The following is an 18358-nucleotide window of genomic DNA, read 5'->3' on the forward strand; positions in this document are numbered from 1 at the left end:
GTTTCCTTCAGGATGTCGCAGCGGCCCGCGTTGCCAATCGCGCCTCGGCGTCGAACAACCGCTGCTTTCCCTTCACCTGCCGCTGGAGCAAGATGTCACGCAAGGTGGCGTCCTTGGCAAAGAAATCATGCGGGTACTCGAAACGCAGTTCCATGTAGTGGCGCACGTCCCGTTCCGTAGTGAGCGACAGTTGATCAGTCGCTTCGTTGGCGAAGTGGTTCAGATGCTGCCATAGCACCGGTTCGTTATCCGGATGGTCGTAGGCCGGAAAGCGTTGACGGAACTCGCGCGCACAGTCGCGCATGAACCATGCGAGACTGGCCTGATCGAGCGCGGCCTCGTCGTCCAAGGACAAGGCGATAGGCTCATTGGTTACCGACGCAGGACGGCCAGTCGAGGGGGAATCGGCAAACAACCATTCCCCCGTCCGCTCATCACCTGCGTACCAGATGAACCGCTGGATGGGACCGAACAGTTCGGACAGGCATTCGGTCGGCAAGGCTTCGCAGAGTTCTTCGAGCTGCCGTGCAGCATGCAGGCTGAAGCCGAGCGGAAATCCGTCGGATGCCGTCAACTGGCGCAATCGTTGGAGGTGAAGCATCAGGTTGTCGCCATCGTCGGGGCCCAGCAGGATCAGTCCGGCTTGTTGAGTTAGCCAGTGGTCGACGGCGTGGACATACACCGACTCATTGAGCGGCACCAGCAGTGGGCCTTGGCGATAGCCCGGGGAGCCGTACTCCCAGGCCGTGTTGCGCCAGACCCAGCGATAATCAAAGCCTTTGATGATCGCCTGCACTTCCTCTTCGAGCGTTTCGCTGTGTGCGCCGCTTAACCAAAGCCAGGGGCGCGGCCCCTGCTCCAGCGTCGCCCAGCTCGTACGAGGCAGTGTGTTCACCACCTGACGCGACCATTGGGGTTGATCGGTCGTCGTATTCATCACGCTGCCCCCTTGCCGCAGGGACACGGCTTGCGTGGGCAGGAACCATCGGCACGCATCGCGCAGGCGCGGTCCATACCTTGCCCTTTACGGGGCGCTGCAGGCAACGCGAGTGCGTTTTGCGCTCCCCCTCTGTTCTGGGTCATCGGCCCTTTCACACGAATCGCCACGCCTTCCAGCGTGATGCCGCCGTTGTCGATGCGCACGGTGCCACCGGGGCCTTTGACTTCCAGCAGCTCGGCGGCGTGGATTTCATAGACCTTGGTGCGATGTCGAATGGCCTGCCCGGCCTCCAGCTCGGCATGGCCTGCCACGCGCTGTTTCAGATGCCCGCCAATATCGACCGTGTGGTTGGCTGCGGTCTTGTCGCGACGATGGTTGCCGACTTCCTCCGTGCGGTCCTTGGCTGTGTGGATGGTGTGGTTTCGGCCGATGGTCAGGAAGTCGTCCTGCCCGATATCGTGGCGGCGATCCTGGCCGATGGTGACCTGCTCGTCGCGCCCCACGGTCTCTTTGCGGTCATTGCCGATGGCAATGGTTTCGTCGTGCTCGACCTGCTCGCTGCGGTCGTTGCCCACGAAGGTGGTTTCGTCGTGGTTGACGTGGATGTTCTGATCTTTCTGCGCGTGGACGTAGATTTCCTCCTGATCCTTCTCGTCCTCGAAGCGCAGTTCGTTGTAGCCCTCGCCCTTGTGCGTCTGGCTCTTGATCGTCATCCGCGTCTTGTGTCGCGGCAGTTCGTACGGCGGCAACTGCAGCCGGTTGTACGCCCGCCCGATGATGAGAGGCTGGTCTGGATCGCCATCCAGGTTGACCACGATCACTTCCTGCCCGATGCGCGGGATCGCCATGTGGCCCCAGGTCGCGCCGGCCCAGTTCTGCGCGACCTGAATCCAGCACGAGCTGTGCTCGTCGTACTTGCCTTCGCGATCCCACGGGAACTGCACCTTCACTCGGCCGTACGCGTCGGTGTAGATCTCTTCGCCTTCCGGACCCACCACGGTCGCCGGCTGAGGGCCGTCGATGCGCGGGTGCGGCAGCGGCTCGGCGCGCCACTCGGCGTCGTCGGGCACCAGCACCGCTTCGTAGCGGTAGTGCGTGCCTTGCTGCGCGTCAGCGCTCTCCTCCGCCTGGCTGATGTATTGCTTGCCGTGATGGACGATGCTGACCGGACGCCAGCCGCGGTTCATGTCCTCACGCGGGTGGCCGGTGAGATCGAAAGCGACTCCCGGTTGCAGGCGCGCATCGTCGCCGTTCACCCGCGCAATGCATGCGTCGCGGCGATGGCCGCGCAAGCGATCCTGCGTAAACGCCTTGCCACTGCCCTCGTGCTTGTAGCGGCCGGGATAGTCGTAGCGCGCGTAGCCGCGGCCCTGATGATCGAGGTCGGTGCCCTCGCGCGGATATTCGTGCGGATAGCGTGGACTCTTGAACGTGTAGTCGCGCTGCACCTGACGCGCGGTACGCACGTTCTCCGTGTAAAAGAACGTGCGCAGGCAAGGCCGCGGCTGATCGCCGCCAGGCGTGGGGTTGTACAGCACCGGCTCGCCCTGCTGCCGACCGTAGATGAACAGGCGGTCGCAGTGGATCAACCGATGACCGTCGGCCTTGTGTTGGAAGGCGTAGAAGAAGCCTTCCTCGCGCAAGATACGTTCGATGAAGTCGTAGTCGGTGTCGCCCGCCTGCACACAGTATTCGCGCGCCAAGTGCTCGGCGGTGATGCGCTGCTCGTAGTCCAGCGTCTGGTTGTGCGCCTTGAGCACGGCCGTCGCGATCTCGGGCACGCTCAGCGTCTGGAAGATGCGCCAGTCGGAGGACAGCTTCAGGCGCGCCAGGCGCGGCTCGACCACGGCGGAATAGCGGGTGCGTCGAAACCCCGTCTCGCCTTGGGCAAGCGATGAGATGGCGCCGTGCACGTAGCGCACCGGCACGCCGCCCTGCCAAATCGTGAGCAGGCCGTTGCGGTCAAGCACCTCGCCAAAGTCGATGTCGGGATTCGTGCTGGCCAATTCCACCTGCAAGAGGAAGGTCTCGGACAGGCCTTCGTGCAGGGTGAACTCCACCACTTCGAACGACTCGTTGCCAGCGGTGAAGGTAAAGCGCAGGTCGGATTGGATAGCCATAGTTAAGCTGCTCGCTGAACGCCCAGCGGCAACGATTAACTATTGCGAGATCCCCGTCTATTGGACGAATCCGAAAGTTGCGCTTTTTCCGCGACTTGGCCTCCACCATATTCGTGAGTTGCCCTGGTCGTATCCGCGATCGAGCCAGATTGCCCCGGCCACCTTGTCGCAAATTCCGTCTCTACTGGCGATTACCTCGGCGCCTCGCCCCCCAAAAAAACGAAACCCCGAGAGATCTCGATCCTCTGGGTTTCACCACCCACAATCACGGATCAGTGCTGCACCGCCTCGCCCGCCAGCAAGCCCGTCTGCGCGTAGAACTCCTGCTGCGCGAACGCGTCGCGCTCGCGCCGTGCACGCTCGCCGCGATCCGCGAGCGAACCGACGACGATTCCGACGAACGCGAGCGGCACCGCCACGAGCGCCGGGTTGTCGAGGAACACCGGCGCGTGCGCGTGATGCAGCACGTCGACCCATACCGACTTCGACAGCACCGTGAGCGTGACCGCCGACACGAGACCGAGGCCGCCGCCGAGCACCGCGCCGCGCGTCGTCATCCCGAGCCAGAAGATCGACATCGCGAGCACCGGGAAATTCGCGCTCGCGGCCACCGCCGCGACGAGGCCGACCATGAACGCGACATTCACGTGCTCGAACAGGATCGGCAGCCCGATCGCGACCACCGACAACGCAATCGTCGCCGCGCGCGAGATACGCATCTCGAGGCGCTCGTCGGGCTTGCCGCGCGCCCACATCTGCGCGTACAGGTCTTGCGAGATCATCGTCGCGCCGGCGGGCGTGAGGCCCGCGACCACTGCGAGGATCGTCTCGAACGCCGCGGTTCAACGGCCCGTCGGCGCCGGCAGGCGTCTGAACAGCGTCTCGTAGTCGATCACGAGCCCGTCTTCGTCGATGTCCATCTCGGCGGCGAAATTCCGGAAGATGCCTTCGTAGCGGTAGCGCCGGCCCGGCTCGATGCACGCGTAAGCCTGCTTGACCGGCGTGACCTTCAGGTCCGGCGTCGAGATGTACGCGACGTCGATCGGCCGCCGCTCGCCGCGCGCGAGCCCGAGGCGGCCGATCGGCAGCGCGTTCGTGAACGGCGTCGCCGCGATGTCGATGTCGATGCAGCCGTCGAGTTCGGGCAGCGCACGGCCCGTGCCGTCGCGCCAGTGGCCTTCGCCGTCGCCGCGCAGTTCGAGCGTGCCGCCGCCCATCACCTTCAACACCGCATACGTCACGCGCCAGTGCGCGTCGCACTCGACGCGATACGCGAGCCCGTACGCACGGCCGTACCGCTGGCCGACCACCGCACTTTCGACGACGATCCCGCCGCCGCTCCGGTCGAACGCCAGATGTTCGACCCCGTCGCCTTCGAGCGACGCCCATCGCACTTCACGCATCGTTCCCCCTCCCGGTTTCCCCGCTGCGGGACACTGTCGCACGAATCCGCCGACGAAAACGCCGGCGGATGCCTGAATTCGCTCACCACGAAACGTTCGCCTCGAAAAACGCCATGCGGCACCCGCCTGGACACGGCCGGCCGCCCGCATTCCCCATTTCGGGGCAGCGCCGACAAATCCTGACTATCCAGAATTCCCTATTCCGGTGCATCGGATTGTGTCCTATGCTCGCGGCTCGTCCTGTTCCGCCGCCATCATGCCTATCGCCCGCTCCGCCTCGCCGTCGATCGACCTGCGCATCCTGCTGCGCGGCATCGGTCAGATCGTACTGCAGGCGAACGCGCTCACCGGCGCGCTGCTGCTCGCCGCGCTGGCGCTGACCGATCTGCGGCTGGCATGCGCGGCGCTGCTCGGCTCGGCCGCCGCCAGCATGACCGCCGTGCTGACGGGCGCCGCGCGCCACGACGTCGAACAGGGACTGCATGGCTTCAACGGCGCGCTCGCCGCGCTGATCGCGGCGCTGTTCGCGCCCGCTTCCCTTGCAGCCGTCGCGCTGGCGCCGCTGGCCGCGATCGGCGCGGCGCTCGTGCAGCGCGCGATGCGCACGCCGCTCGCCCGCTGGCGCCAGTGCCCGTATTCGAGCCCGTGCCTCGCCGTCACCGCGCTGTGGCTGCCGTTTGTCGCACCGCAACACGCGACCGACGCGACGGCCGGCATGGCACTGACGCCGTCGTCCGTCACCGACGCATTGCTGTCGGGAGTTGCTCAGACGACCTTCGCGCAAGGCGCATGGGCCGGCGCGCTGATCGTCGCCGGCCTCGCCGTCGCGTCGCGCCGCGCGGCCGCGTTCGCGCTCGGCGGCGCGATCGTGTCGACCGTGCTGCTGCTCATGCTCGGCGCGACCGGCGCGCTGTTCGCCGACGGCCTGCTCGGCTTCAACGGCGCGCTCGCCGCACTGGCGCTGATGTCGCGCGGCCCGCGCGCGGCACTTGCAGCCGCCGCACTCGCCGCGCTGATCCAGTGGCTCGCGATGCGTGCCGGCATCCCCGTGTTCACGGCGCCGTTCGCCCTTGCATCGTGGGTGACCGTAGCCGTCGCGCGCCGCCTCACCTTCGGAGAACCCGATGTCGTCATTCGCACACCGTCCTGATGCCGTGAAACTGGGCGGCCCGATCTCGGACGCCGAACGCCGGCTGCGCGTCGACCTCGCCGCCGCCTATCGGCTCGTCGCGCTGAACGGCTGGGACGACCTGATCTACACGCATCTTTCCGCGACCGTGCCCGGCGAGCCCGGCCACTTCCTGATCAATCCGTTCGGCCTGACGTTCGACGAGGTCCGCGCATCGAACCTCGTGAAGATCGACCTGGCCGGCAACCGGATCGGCGCCGGCGAGCACGCGGTCAACGTGACGGGCTTCGCGCTGCACGCGGCCGTGCATGCCGCCCGCGCCGACGCCGTCTGCGTGATGCATCTGCACAATACGGCCGGCATCGCCGTATCGATCCAGCGCGACGGGCTGCTGCCCGCGTCGCAGCACGCGCTGCGCTTCCACGGCGACCTCGCGTACCACGACTACGAGGCGCTCGCGTTCTCGCCGGCGGAAGGCGCGCGGCTGACCGCGAGCCTCGGCGCGAAATCCGCGATGCTGCTGCGCAACCACGGCACACTGACGGTCGGCCGCACCGTCGCCGAAGCCTATGTGCTGATGGACACGCTGATCAAGGCCTGCGATATCCAGGTGCGCGCGCAGGCCGGCGGCGGGCCGCTCGTGCTGCCCGACCCGGCAGTGGCCGACCGCACCGCCGAACAACTGCGCGACGGCGGCGCGATCGAGGGCGAACTGGAATGGCCGGCGCTGCTGCGCCGGCTCGACCGGATCGATCCGTCGTATCGCGACTGACGCATCCCTGGCCGCGATCGCGGCCGAACCCGACACACTCAACCGGAGCACTTGTCATGCCGACTTTCAATATCCAGCTCTTCGAAGGCCGCACCGTCGAACAGAAGCGCGAATTCGTCGAAGCAATCACGCGCGTCACGTGCGAGACGCTCGGCTGCGAGCCGGGCGCGGTCGACATCATCCTCACCGACGTGAAGAAGGAGAACTGGGCGACGGCCGGGAAGCTGTGGAGCGACGAGCGCTGAACGTCACCCCCGGCGATGCTTGAACACCCGCCTGCATCGCACTGATACATCACCTGCGGCGCCCGCCCGGCGGCGCTGCAGGCGGCTTCCTTCTCCGCCTCCCGTTGTGCGCGCGCACATCGCATTGTCACGCGATCGGTGCATATAATGCGGCTCAGACGCAGCAGCCGATGGCCACCCGACGAGGAGACCGCCATGGAAGCGAAGAACGAGGAAGTCGTCGCACACCTGCTCTCGGACGTCGTCGAATTCGCGCGCGGGCGCCTGCCCGAAGCCACGTTCCGGATCGTCGAACCCTTCCTGCGTCATTACTACGATTTCGCCGATGCCGACGATCTGCAGAGCCGCAGCATCGCCGATCTCTACGGCGCGGCGATGGCGCACTGGCAGACCGCCCAGAAATTCGTGCCCGGCAGCGAACGGCTGCGCGTGTACAACCCGATCCTCGAACAGCACGGCTGGCATTCCGACCACACGGTCATCGAGATCGTCAACGACGACATGCCGTTCCTCGTCGATTCGGTGACGATGGCCGTCAACCGCCTCGGGCTCGCGCTGCATTCGGCACTGCACCCGGTGTTCCGCATCTGGCGCGGCGCCGATGGCGGCATCGAGCGCGTCGATGCGGGCGGCGCGACGCCCGGCGACGGCCAGTCGCAGCTCGCGTCGTTCATCCATTTCGAAGTCGATCGCTGCGGCGATGCCGCGCTGCTCAACACCTTGCGCAACGACATCGCGCACGTGCTCGGCGACGTGCGCGCATCGGTAGAAGACTGGCCGAAGATCGTCGACATCGCCCGCGCGACGATCAAGGAGATGAAGGCGCGCGAATCGACCGCGGAAGACATCGAGGCGCGCGCGTTCCTCGAATGGATGGCCGCCGATCACTTCACGTTCCTCGGCCAGCGCGACTACGCGCTCGTGTCCGACGGCACGGGCTTCGGGCTGCGCGGAATCGAGGGCACCGGCTTCGGCATCCTGCGCGAATCGCTGCGCACGTCCGGCGCCCCCGACGTCACGCCGCTGCCGCAGGCCGCCGCCGACATCATCACCGGCCCCTGGCCGATCTTCCTGACCAAGGCGAATTCGCGCGCGACCGTGCACCGGCCCGGCTATCTCGACTACGTCGGCGTGAAACTCGTCGGCGCCGACGGCAAGGTCGCCGGCGAACGCCGCTTCATCGGGCTCTATACGTCGACCGCCTATTTCGGTTCGTATACCGAGATCCCGATCGTGCGCCGCAAGTGCGCGAACATCGTGCGGCGCGCGGGCTTCCTGCCGAAGGGCCATCTCGGCAAGTCGCTCGTGACGGTGCTCGAAACCTATCCGCGCGACGAACTGTTCCAGGCCGACGAAGACCAGCTCTACGACATCGCGCTCGGCGTCCTGCGGCTGCAGGAACACCAGCGCACGCGCCTGTTCGTGCGGCGCGACCGCTTCGACCGCTTCGTGTCGTGCCTCGTGTTCGTGCCGCGCGACAAGTACAACACCGACCTGCGCCGGCGCATCGCGAAGCTGCTCGTCGATGCGTACAACGGCGTGAACGTCGAATTCACGCCGCTGCTGTCCGAATCTGCGATCGCGCGCATTCATTTCGTCGTGCATGCGGAACCAGGCACGATGCCCGACGTCGACACGCGCGAGCTCGAAACGCGGCTCGTACAGGTCACGCGCCGCTGGCAGGACGATCTCGCCGACGCGCTGCTCGACGCCTTCGGTGAAGAGCAAGGCAACCGGCTGCTGCAGCGTTATGCCGATTCGTTCCCGGCCGGCTACCGCGACGACTATCCGGCGCGCACGGCCGTGCGCGACATCGAGCTGATCGAGCGGGTGAAGGATTCGGGGCAGCTCGCGATGAACCTGTACCGGCCGATCGAGGCGGAAGCGCGTGCGTTCCGCTTCAAGGTCTATCGCGCGGGCGACCCGATCGCGCTGTCGCGCAGCCTGCCGATGCTCGAGCATCTCGGCGTGCGCGTGGACGAGGAGCGGCCGTACCGGATCCAGACGCAGGACGCCGCGCATGCGTGGGTGCACGACTTCGGCCTCGAGCTCGCGGACGACACCGAATTCGACATCGAGCGCGTGAAAGGCCTGTTCGAGGATGCGTTCGACCAGATCTGGAGCGGCCGGATCGAGAACGACGACTTCAACCGCCTCGTGCTGCGCGCCCATCTGAGTGCGCGCGAAGTGACGATCCTGCGCGCGTATGCGAAGTATCTGCGGCAAGTCGGCTCGACCTTCAGCGACGCGTATATCGAGCGCGCGCTGACCGGCAACCCGGCGATCGCACGGCAGCTCGTCGAGCTGTTCCTGCTGCGCTTCGACCCGGCCACCGGCGACACGCGCGACGTGCAGGCCGAGCGGCTGCTGAAGGCGATCGAAGGCGCGCTCGACCAGGTGCCGAACCTCGACGAAGACCGCATCCTGCGGCAGTTCCTCGGCGTGATCAACGCGACCGAGCGCACGAACTACTTCCTCGTCGACGCGAACGGCGAATCGAAACCGTACCTGTCGTTCAAGTTCAATCCGGCGAAGGTGCCCGGGCTGCCCGAACCGAAGCCGATGTTCGAGATCTGGGTGTACTCGCCGCGTGTCGAGGGCGTGCACCTGCGCGGCGGGCGCGTCGCGCGCGGCGGCCTGCGCTGGTCGGATCGCCGCGAGGATTTCCGCACCGAAGTGCTCGGGCTGATGAAGGCGCAGATGGTGAAGAACGTCGTGATCGTGCCGGTCGGCTCGAAAGGCGGCTTCGTCGTGAAGAACCCGCCGCCGCCGAGCGATCGCGAAGCGTGGATGCGCGAAGGCATCGCGTGTTACCAGACCTTCCTGCGCGGCCTGCTCGACCTGACCGACAACCTGGCCGGCAACGCGATCGTGCCGCCGCCCGACGTGGTGCGGCACGACCCCGACGATCCGTACCTGGTGGTCGCCGCCGACAAGGGCACGGCCACCTTCTCCGACTACGCGAACGCGATCTCGCACGAATACGGCTTCTGGCTCGACGACGCGTTCGCGTCCGGCGGCTCGGTCGGCTACGACCACAAGAAGATGGCGATCACCGCGCGCGGCGCGTGGGAATCGGTCAAGCGCCACTTCCGCGAGATGGGCATCGATACGCAGACGACCGACTTCACCGTGGTCGGCGTCGGCGACATGTCGGGCGACGTGTTCGGCAACGGGATGCTGCTGTCGCCGCATATCCGGCTCGTCGCCGCGTTCGATCACCGGCACGTGTTCCTCGACCCGAACCCCGATCCCGCGACGAGCTTCGCGGAGCGCGCGCGCATGTTCGCGCTCGAACGCTCGAGCTGGGCCGACTACGATCCGGCCGCGATCTCGGCGGGCGGCGGTGTCTATCCGCGCACCGCGAAGACGATCCCGCTGTCGCCCGCCGTGCAGGCCGCGCTCGGCATCGACGCGCACGCGCTGCCGCCGGCCGAGCTGATCCGCGCGATCCTGCAGGCGCCGGTCGACCTGCTGTACAACGGCGGCATCGGCACCTACGTGAAGGCGGCGCGCGAAACCCACCTGCAAGTGGGCGACCGCGCGAACGACGCGGTGCGCGTGAACGGCGCGGACCTGCGCTGCAAGGTCGTCGGCGAAGGCGGCAACCTCGGCTGCACGCAATTTGGCCGGATCGAGTTCGCGCAGCGCGGCGGCCGCATCAACACCGACGCGATCGACAACTCGGCCGGCGTCGATTGTTCGGATCACGAAGTCAACATCAAGATCCTGCTCGGGCTCGTCGTGTCCGACGGCGAGATGACCGGGAAGCAGCGCAACGCCCTGCTCGCGGAGATGACCGACGAAGTCGGGCTGCTCGTGCTGCGCGACAACTACTACCAGACGCAGGCGCTGTCGATCGCCGGCCGTTATGCGGTCGAGCTGCTCGATGCCGAGGCGCGCCTGATGCGCTGGCTCGAACGCGCGGGCCGCCTGAACCGCGTGATCGAATTCCTGCCGACCGACGACGAAGTCGCCGAACGGCAAGCCGCGAAGCTCGGCCTCACGTCGCCGGAACGCGCGGTGCTGCTCGCGTACAGCAAGATGTGGCTGTACGACGCGCTGCTCGAATCCGACGTGCCCGAGGATCCGCTGGTTGCCGCGATGCTCGTCGACTACTTCCCGAAGCCGCTGCAGCAGCGCTTCAGCGAACCGATGCGCCGCCATCCGCTGCGCCGCGAGATTCTCGCGACGCATCTGACCAACGCGCTCGTGAACCGCGTCGGCTGCGCATTCGTGCACCGGCTGATGGAAGAAACCGACGCGAAGCCCGGCGACATCGTGCGGGCGTGCATCATGGCGCGCGACGTGTTCGACCTCGATGCGGTGTGGCGCGACATCGATGCGCTCGACAACCGCGTCGCCGACGACGTGCAGGCGCGCATGTTCGTCGACGTCGCGCGGCTGCTGGAGCGCGCGGCGCTGTGGTTCCTGCGGCATCTGCAATCCGGCGCGGTGGCCGACGGCGGCGTCGCCGAGCTGATCGCGCGCTGCCGCGACGCGGCCGAGCGGCTTGCGCCGCAACTGCCGTCGCTGTTGCCGGCCGACGATCTCGAAGCGCTGTCCGGGCGGCAGCGCGTGCTGGTGGAAGCCGGCGTCGACAGCGCGCTCGCGGTGCGCGTCGCGAGCGGCGACATCTCGGCCGCGCTGCTCGACATCGCCGAAGTGGCCGCGACCAGCAACCGCAGCCTCGAACTCGTCGCGGGCGTGTATTTCTCGCTCGGCACGCTGCTCAATTACAGCTGGATCGGCGAGCGCGCGGCGACGCTGCCGACCCCGACGCACTGGGACATGCTGGCGCGCGCGGCCGCGCTCGCGGAAGTCGCGCGCCTCAAGCGCACGCTCGCGGCGAGCGCGCTTGCGGAATCGCCGGATTCGACCACGCCGGAGACGATCGTCGGCGCGTGGCGCGCGCGCCGCGAAGCCGCGCTCGCACGCTACGAACACCTGCTCGCCGACTTGCGCGCGTCCGGCGGCGCGAGCCTCGCGGTGCTGCTCGTGGTCGTGCGGGAAATGGCCGTGCTCGAACGCGCGTGACCAGGCTGGCGGGCGCCCGGTGGACGAGCGTCGCCGGTTCCGCGTGACCGGAACCGGCGCGCTCGCTGCCGGCATGCTTGCGCACGCGCGAGGCTAGACCGTCGCGACCAGCAGTTCCTCCGCGTTGTTCGGCGGCCTGAGTCCGTCCGCACGATCCGCGAAATAGCGACGCGTCAGTTCGGCAGCCGAAACGTGCTCGGTCTTCGTGAAGCCGGCCTCCCGCGCGAGCGCCTGCATCTGTGCCGGCATGAAAAAGCTGATGAACGGCGTGCCGCTTGCGCGCGCGCCCTTCGCGGCCATTTCCAGCCCCGGACGCACGTCCGGATCCGCATTTTCCAGCGGCAGCAGGAACGTCATCGCGAGCGTCGAGCCCGGCGCGAGCGAGGCGACTTCGCGCAACGCGGCCGCGTTCGCTTCGCGCGTCAGGTACATGCTGACGCCGGTGGACACGACGACCGCCGGCTTGCCGGCATCGAAGCCCGCACCGACGAGCGCCGCGCGCCACGACTGTTTCGCCTCGAAATCGACCGGCACGAAACGCAGCCAGTCGGGCACGCCGAAGCCCAGCTCGACGAGGCGCCGTTGCTTCCAGCGCTGCGGCGCCGGCTGGTCGACTTCGAAGACGGTCACACGCGACGCCATGTCGGGCCGACGCTGCACGAAGCTGTCGAGCCCTGCGCCGAGGATCACGTACTGGCTCACGCCGCGCGCGGCCTGCTCCACCACGAGATCCTCGATGAAGCGCGCCCGCGCGACGATCGACGCGCGAAACGGCCGCGTGAACTGCGGATCCATGTCACCGCGCTGCTGCCAGCCGGGTTCCGGTGCGAGCAATTGCCGCCCGACTTCGTCGGCGAGCACATGCGGCGGCGCATCGAGTTCGACGTGCAGCGCACGCCACAGCGCGACGCGCGCGGCGGTGCTGTCGGGAGCGCTTTCGCGGGGTTCGCTCATGTCGGCCTCACGCGCCCTGCTGCCCTGGCGCCTGCAGGCGCCACACGCGACCGTCCGGATCGCGTACGGTCATGTCGCGCGTGCCCCAGTGCGTATCCTCGAACGGCGTGACGACGTCGACGATCGGCTGCGGCTGCACCGCCTGTTCGTTCGGCACCTTGAGCACGACCTGCATGTCCGGCGTTTCGCCCGGCGGCACTTCGGCGATGAACAGGAAGGGGCCGTCGCCACGACGCAGCTGGCCCGAGTTGTGATCGGTTTCGAACTCCAGCGTAAAGCCCAGCGCCTGGAAAAACTTCGCCGACTTGCCCCAGTTGTGCGTCGTCAGGTACACGGCTTCGATTCGCTCGGATGACATGTCACTCCTCCTCGATGGACGGCCCCGCGCCCGGCTGCGGCGCGGCCAGGTACGCGCGCAATGCATCGGCCACCAGCGCGGACAGCGACTGCTCCGTTTCGATGGCGCGATGCTTGACCTGCCGGATCAGGCTCAGCGGCAGGTACACGTTGAATTGCTTCACTTCTTCGTCGGTCATGGCGGCTAGTATGCTAGTAATCTAGCAAAAATCAAGTGCGGATGCAGCCCATTTGCGCGGGCCGCGATCGGGTATCGTGAGCCCGCGTTACGTCGCAGCGCGCGCCACCAGCCGCGCGAACAGCGCGTCGAGATCGAATCCCGTCGTATCGATGCCGATCGTGTCGCGCAGGCACGCGCCCCATTCGGCCGCATCGTCGAACGTGACGGAGTGCCCGGCGCCCGCCGCATCGCGGATCGTCAGCGTGGTGTTGCGCAGCGCAGCGCGGCCGTCCGGCAGCACGCGGCATGCGATCAGGTTGTGCAGGAAGATCGATTCGGGATACGTCGACGTGAACCAGTTCGCGGCGTCGTAATCGATCCATTCGACCCGCTTCGACTGGAAGCGGTAGGTGGTCTGCCAGCCGTCCGGCGTCTCGAACTGCATGTCGAATTCACCGTCGACCGGCGCGGCGACGACGCGGAACGCGCCGTGCGGCGTCAGTTGCCGCTCGTCCGGCACGAACCGTAGCGGCGCGGTCAGCGTGGCGCTGCCGAAGCCGATGTCGGCGAGCCACGCCGCGCCGTCGAGATCGATGCGCAGCAGCATGTGCGTATGCGCAGTGGCGACTTCCGGCGGCTGCATCCAGCGCACACGCGCGATCATCGGCGTCACGCGAAAGCCGATCGTCGTGAGCGCGGTGTAGAACAGCTTGTTGAGTTCGAAGCAGTAGCCGCCGCGGCGGCGTTCGATCACCTTGTCGACGATCGCGGGCAGGTCGAGCGCGACGCGCGCGCCGGTCAGCGGATTGAGGTTTTCGAACGGAATCGCCTGCGGGTGCAGCAGGTGCAGCCGGCGCAGCACGTCGAGCGTCGGCTCGACCGGGCCGTCGTAGCCGATGCGGGAGAAATAGCGCGAGAGGTCGAACGAGTCAGTCATGAACCTGCACCGAAAAAAGGGACATGCCACGATAACATCGCGCGAAATCCCCATGTTGTGCGGGGCGATCTTCGCCGTCGCGCGCGATGCCGGCACTGCATCGCGCGGCCCCGCGCAACGTTACGGCAGCAGCTTCAGCGCCGACGACGCGACCGACGGCACCGAGATGCCCTGGCTCGTCGCGAACTGCACGGCCTGGCTGAGCGTCGCCGCGAGCGACTGCAACTGGCCCGGCGCACTTTGCGCGATATATGACGCAGCCTGCATGTTCTGCGGGTTCAGGCCCGACTGCAACAGCGACGCCGCGCTCGTCGAGCCGAGATTGCCGAGCCCCGACTGCAGCTGCGAATACTGCGTGAGCCCCTGCCCGAGCGACGCGAGGCCGTTGCTGAACGCCTGCTTGTCGATCGGCCCGTGCGTCGCGCCGCCGCTCGCGAACGCCTGGCCGAGCGCCTGTGACACCGATTGCTGCGCGCCGCCCATCTGCGACAGCGCGGCCGGCGTCAGCGCATCGCCGCCGGCCAGCTGGCTCGCGGCCTGCTGCGCCTGCCCGGCCGCGCCGGTCAGGCCCATCGCCGACGCGAGCGAAGACTGGCCGGTCAGCACCTGCTGGTTCGCGCCGACGTAAGCCTGCAGCAATTGGGAAACGCCGCCCTGCGCGGGTGCCGCCTGCTGCTGCCCGCCGCCGAGCAGCGACGCGCCGAGCGACTGCAGGTCGAGCTGCGCGTGCGCGGCGCCGCTTGCCAGGATGCCGAACGCGATGCCTGCCGAGGCCAGGTACCGGCCCGTCGCGCGAATGTGTTTCATGTGTGTTCCTCGTGCCGGAATGATCGAGGCCGATATTGTCGAAGCGCGCCGCGCGCCGCCGCAACGACTGAAACACATCGAAACGAAATCATGCGGTGCAGCGGCTTGCAATTCCGCGGCCGGCGTACGCGCTCGAGTGGATTTGTCCCGGTTTGCCGCGCGATATCGCGCGTGTGCCGACATTCGTTCTCGAGGCGCATCAATGTCGGTGAATGTCGGCGTCTGCACGGTGACGCGGCCGGTGGCCTGCCAGCCGTCGCACGTCTTGAACCGCACGTCGGATTCAACATCGACCGGCGGCATGTGACGCGGAACGTGCCGGGCCACATTAATCACATGACGCCGCGCCGTCGCGCACATGCGCCCGTGCCGGGATCAGTGTGATGCGCGCCGACGAACAGCACGGCGCAGCGTGACGCGGAATGTGCCGGGCCGCGTCAATCACATGACGCCACACCGTCGCGCACATGCGCCCGTGCCGGGATCAGTGTGATGCGCGCCGGCGAACAGCTCGGCGCGGCGTGACGCGGAATGTGCCGGGCCGCGTCAATCACATGACGCCACACCGTCGCACACATGCGCCCGTGCCGGGATCAGCGTGATGCGTGCCGACGAACAGCACGGCGCGGCGTGACGCGGAACGTGCCGTGCCGCATCAATCACATGACGCCACACCGTCGCGCAAATGCGCCCGTGCCGGGATCAGCGTGATGCGCGCCGACGAACAGCACGGGCTCGGCGTGACATGCCCCGGCAACACGTTCGGAAACAAAAGCAAAGCGAGCGGCTTGTCGCCGCCCGCTTGGTCATCCGCCATCCGCAACCGGCTATCGCCCGGCCGCCGTATCACCCCGCCATCCACGCCGGCAGCCGCCCGTCCACCCATCCGGCCGCCTGCTCATAGCCGCGCGCGAGCTGCAACACGGCGAGATCGCCGCGCGGACGCCCGATCAGTTGCATCCCCATCGGCAGCCCCGCGTCGTTGAAGCCGACCGGCACGCTGATCACCGGGCAGCCGGCCAGCGTCCACGGCACGACCGTTTCCATCCAGCGGTGGTAGGTATCCATCGCACGGCCCGCGATCTCCGTCGGCCAGCGCTGGTCGACGTCGAACGGGAACACCTGCGCGGTCGGCGCCGCGATGAAGTCGTAACGGTCGAAGAAGCTCAACACGGCCTGATGCCACGCGGTGCGCTCGACGCTCGCCTCGAACACGGCCGCGCCCTGCATCGCGAGCAGCCCTTCGACCTCGTAGATCGCCTCGGGCTTCAGCAACGCGCGCCGCGCCGGGTCGCGATAGTGCGCCAGCAGCCCGCCGCCGGACAACAAGTGCCGGTGCGCGAGCCACAGGCGCCAGATCCGGTCGGGCGCGAACGCCGGCAGTGCGGCATCGACGTCGCAGCCGATCTCGCGCAGCGTCGCCAGCCCCTGTTCGCACAGCGCGAGCACGCCGGCCTCGGTCGCGAGATAGCCGTTCCAGTCGCCGACCCACGCGACGCGCTTGCCGCGCAGGTCGGTGTCGAGCGGCTGCGCGAACACGGCCGGATCCTCCGCGAGCGACAGCGGATCGTTGCGGTCGTAGCCGGCCTGGATCGCGAGCAGCTGCGCGACGTCGCCGACCGTGCGGCCCATCGGCCCTTCGATGCCGAGCTGCTGCACGAACACGTCGACGCCCGGCCAGCGCGGCACGCGCCCCTGCGACGGGCGGAAGCCGTAGATGTTGCAGAACGCGGCCGGATTGCGCAGCGAACCACCGAAGTCGCTGCCGTCCGCGACCGGCAGCATCCGCGACGCGAGCGCCGCCGCCGTGCCGCCGCTGCTGCCGCCCGCGCTTTTCGTCAGGTCGTAAGGGTTGCGCGTCGCGCCGTAGACTTCGTTGAACGTGTGCGAGCCGAGCCCGAATTCGGGCGTGTTGGTCTTGCCGATGAAGATCGCGCCGGCCGCGCGCATCCGCGCGACGCACACGGAATCGGCCTGCGGCACGTTTTCGCGGAAGATCGGCGAGCCGTAGGTCGTCCGCAGCCCCTTCGTCATCGCCAGGTCCTTCGGCGCCTGCGGCATCCCGTGCATCCAGCCGTGGTACTCGCCACGCGCCAGTGCCGCATCCTTTTCCGCGGCTTCGGCGAGCAGCGCGTCGCGATCGCGCAGCGCGACGATCGCGTTGACCGCGCCGTTCACGCGCTCGACGTGATCGAGATACGCGCGCATCGTCTCGACGCACGACACGGCCTTGCCGCGGATCGCCGACGCGAGTTCGCCGGCCGACAGGCGCACGATCGGGTCGACGGGGATGGAAGCGGGAGCGAGAAGCTGCGGGGCGCCGTGCGGCATGCGGAGTCTCCTGGAATCGGAATGGAATGGCGGCCCGCATGGCGGCGGACGCCCCCGAAACGGCCGGGCGGGGGCCGCGCCGCGGCCGATGCACTACTCTACGCGACGCCGGATCGGCAACCTCCGATATTTTCCGCCGCGATTCATTGCGGTTCCGACTGAATCGGGGCGACAGGCCGCGCTTCGCACGCGCCGCCCGCGCGGATGAAATCGTTTATGCGCATAAACTTAAATTTCTTATATTTCTATCAGGTGCGGGACGAGACGGTGCGCGTTAACGACATTTTTACGCGGCCGCCCGTTCTCTTTAGATCGTTCGTCCCGGCCGCACGCTACGCTGGAATCATCTCGTTTCCTGGACAACGTTCATGCTCAAGCTGCTGGTTCCGGTCGGCCACTCGCCCCGCTCGCTTCAGGCGGTTCGCCACGCGACATTCCTGTATCGCGAACGGTGCGCGTCGGAAATCGTACTGATCAACGTTCAGGCGCCGCTCGAATCGACGCGGCTCGAGGCCTACCATCCGCTGTCGCGGCTGCGTTCGATCGAGGAGAAGTTCGCGTCCGCCGACCTGGCCATGGCAGAGCGGATCCTGCAGGAAGCCGGCGTCAAGTACAGCGTCGTGATGAAGGTCGGCCCGGTGGCCGATACGATCGCCGCCGTGGCGGCCGAGACGGGGTGCGACGAGATCGTGGTCGCCGCGCCGCGGCACGATCCGTTACATGCGTTGATGTCGGTGTTCCGCCGCAGCGTGATGAGCCGGCTGGTGCGGATTACGAACGTGCCGGTCACGGCCGTGCAATGACGGCGATGACGCGCGGCAACGCGACGGCGGCCGTTCGCTGACGGACCACGGGTTTGCAGCGAGCCGTGCGACACCGGTGTGCGTTACCGCGTTCCGCGTTACCGCCCACGCCCGCACCGGCGTTCCCGCCGCGCTTACTTGATGACCTTGCGCCAGAACACGAAATAGGCGGCTGCCGAAGACGCAACGAGCAGGATGGCCCACATCGGAGCGAGGCTGATCAGGACGGAAGAGACGTTAAGCATTTGGATTCCTCACTATTTCGACAGCGATGTTCAGTTCGCACCTGCTTGCCGGAACCGATGCATTCCTCCGCGATCGCGTTCCGTCAAATCATGCGTTCATGCTATCGCTGTGAACGGC

The 18358-nt window shown here is 67.5% G+C and carries 15 protein-coding genes and 1 pseudogene; 6 read left to right on the top strand and 10 right to left on the bottom strand.

Going from position 1 to position 18358, the window contains the following annotated elements; genetic code table 11:
- Positions 1–7: 7 nt before the first annotated feature.
- The 4 genes and pseudogenes from DPV79_RS19840 to DPV79_RS19855 form a co-directional block, all read right to left on the bottom strand.
- Positions 8–937: a hypothetical protein gene (locus DPV79_RS19840; protein ID WP_133295689.1), complete on the bottom strand. Its 930-nt coding sequence runs from the start codon at positions 935–937 to the stop codon at positions 8–10.
- A complete protein-coding gene (locus tag DPV79_RS19845; RefSeq protein WP_113046275.1) occupies positions 937–3060 on the bottom strand; it encodes a type VI secretion system Vgr family protein in 2124 nt (707 codons plus the stop codon). The genes DPV79_RS19840 and DPV79_RS19845 overlap by 1 nt, the downstream gene beginning before the upstream one ends.
- A 272-nt stretch (positions 3061–3332) precedes the next feature.
- Positions 3333–3893, bottom strand: a pseudogene (locus tag DPV79_RS19850) (sodium:solute symporter family transporter); the annotation flags it as partial.
- 9 nt (positions 3894–3902) lie between these two features.
- A complete protein-coding gene (locus tag DPV79_RS19855; protein WP_113046276.1) occupies positions 3903–4463 on the bottom strand; it encodes a putative glycolipid-binding domain-containing protein in 561 nt (186 codons plus the stop codon).
- A 256-nt stretch (positions 4464–4719) separates the two neighbouring features.
- Between DPV79_RS19855 and DPV79_RS19860 the strand changes: the two genes are divergently transcribed.
- The 4 genes from DPV79_RS19860 (at position 4720) to DPV79_RS19875 (ending at position 11646) form a co-directional block, all read left to right on the top strand.
- A complete protein-coding gene (locus DPV79_RS19860; protein ID WP_113046277.1) occupies positions 4720–5613 on the top strand; it encodes an urea transporter in 894 nt (297 codons plus the stop codon).
- Entirely contained in the window at positions 5588–6364 is a 777-nt protein-coding gene (locus DPV79_RS19865) for a class II aldolase/adducin family protein (RefSeq protein WP_113046278.1), read from the top strand. Before DPV79_RS19860 ends, DPV79_RS19865 begins: the two co-directional genes overlap by 26 nt.
- Before the next feature lie 56 nt (positions 6365–6420).
- A complete protein-coding gene (locus tag DPV79_RS19870; protein ID WP_021161485.1) occupies positions 6421–6609 on the top strand; it encodes a 4-oxalocrotonate tautomerase in 189 nt (62 codons plus the stop codon).
- 195 nt (positions 6610–6804) lie between these two features.
- Complete coding sequence (locus DPV79_RS19875) at positions 6805–11646, top strand: NAD-glutamate dehydrogenase (protein ID WP_113046279.1); 4842 nt, start codon at positions 6805–6807, stop codon at positions 11644–11646.
- A 93-nt stretch (positions 11647–11739) separates the two neighbouring features.
- Here DPV79_RS19875 and DPV79_RS19880 read toward each other — a convergent pair whose 3' ends face one another.
- The 5 genes from DPV79_RS19880 to DPV79_RS19900 all read right to left on the bottom strand — a co-directional run bounded on the left by DPV79_RS19880 (position 11740) and on the right by DPV79_RS19900 (position 14861).
- Positions 11740–12600 (bottom strand): class I SAM-dependent methyltransferase, encoded by an 861-nt coding sequence (locus tag DPV79_RS19880; RefSeq protein WP_059686105.1) that lies wholly within the window; start codon positions 12598–12600, stop codon positions 11740–11742.
- Positions 12601–12607: 7 nt separating this feature from the next.
- Complete coding sequence (locus DPV79_RS19885; RefSeq protein ID WP_060061464.1) at positions 12608–12958, bottom strand: VOC family protein; 351 nt, start codon at positions 12956–12958, stop codon at positions 12608–12610.
- A gap of 1 nt (position 12959) precedes the next feature.
- Positions 12960–13136 carry a ribbon-helix-helix protein, CopG family gene (locus DPV79_RS19890; protein WP_021161490.1) on the bottom strand — a complete coding sequence of 59 codons (177 nt, stop codon included), beginning with the start codon at positions 13134–13136 and terminating at the stop codon, positions 12960–12962.
- 87 nt (positions 13137–13223) lie between these two features.
- Positions 13224–14054: an arylamine N-acetyltransferase family protein gene (locus DPV79_RS19895; RefSeq protein WP_113046280.1), complete on the bottom strand. Its 831-nt coding sequence runs from the start codon at positions 14052–14054 to the stop codon at positions 13224–13226.
- Between the two features lie 120 nt (positions 14055–14174).
- Positions 14175–14861: a hypothetical protein gene (locus DPV79_RS19900; RefSeq protein WP_027789362.1), complete on the bottom strand. Its 687-nt coding sequence runs from the start codon at positions 14859–14861 to the stop codon at positions 14175–14177.
- A gap of 19 nt (positions 14862–14880) precedes the next feature.
- On the opposite strand from DPV79_RS19900, the gene DPV79_RS42700 reads away from it, so the two are divergent.
- Positions 14881–15168: a hypothetical protein gene (locus DPV79_RS42700; protein WP_165843536.1), complete on the top strand. Its 288-nt coding sequence runs from the start codon at positions 14881–14883 to the stop codon at positions 15166–15168.
- A 539-nt stretch (positions 15169–15707) separates the two neighbouring features.
- Here the strand turns inward: DPV79_RS42700 and DPV79_RS19905 are convergent.
- Positions 15708–17192, bottom strand: coding sequence for an amidase (locus tag DPV79_RS19905; protein WP_113046281.1), 1485 nt, complete (start codon positions 17190–17192; stop codon positions 15708–15710).
- A gap of 368 nt (positions 17193–17560) precedes the next feature.
- On the opposite strand from DPV79_RS19905, the gene DPV79_RS19910 reads away from it, so the two are divergent.
- Positions 17561–17995: a universal stress protein gene (locus tag DPV79_RS19910; RefSeq protein WP_021161496.1), complete on the top strand. Its 435-nt coding sequence runs from the start codon at positions 17561–17563 to the stop codon at positions 17993–17995.
- Positions 17996–18358: the final 363 nt, after the last annotated feature.

The sequence above is a fragment of the Burkholderia reimsis genome, assembly GCF_003294055.1.
In the GTDB taxonomy this organism is placed as follows: domain Bacteria; phylum Pseudomonadota; class Gammaproteobacteria; order Burkholderiales; family Burkholderiaceae; genus Burkholderia; species Burkholderia cepacia.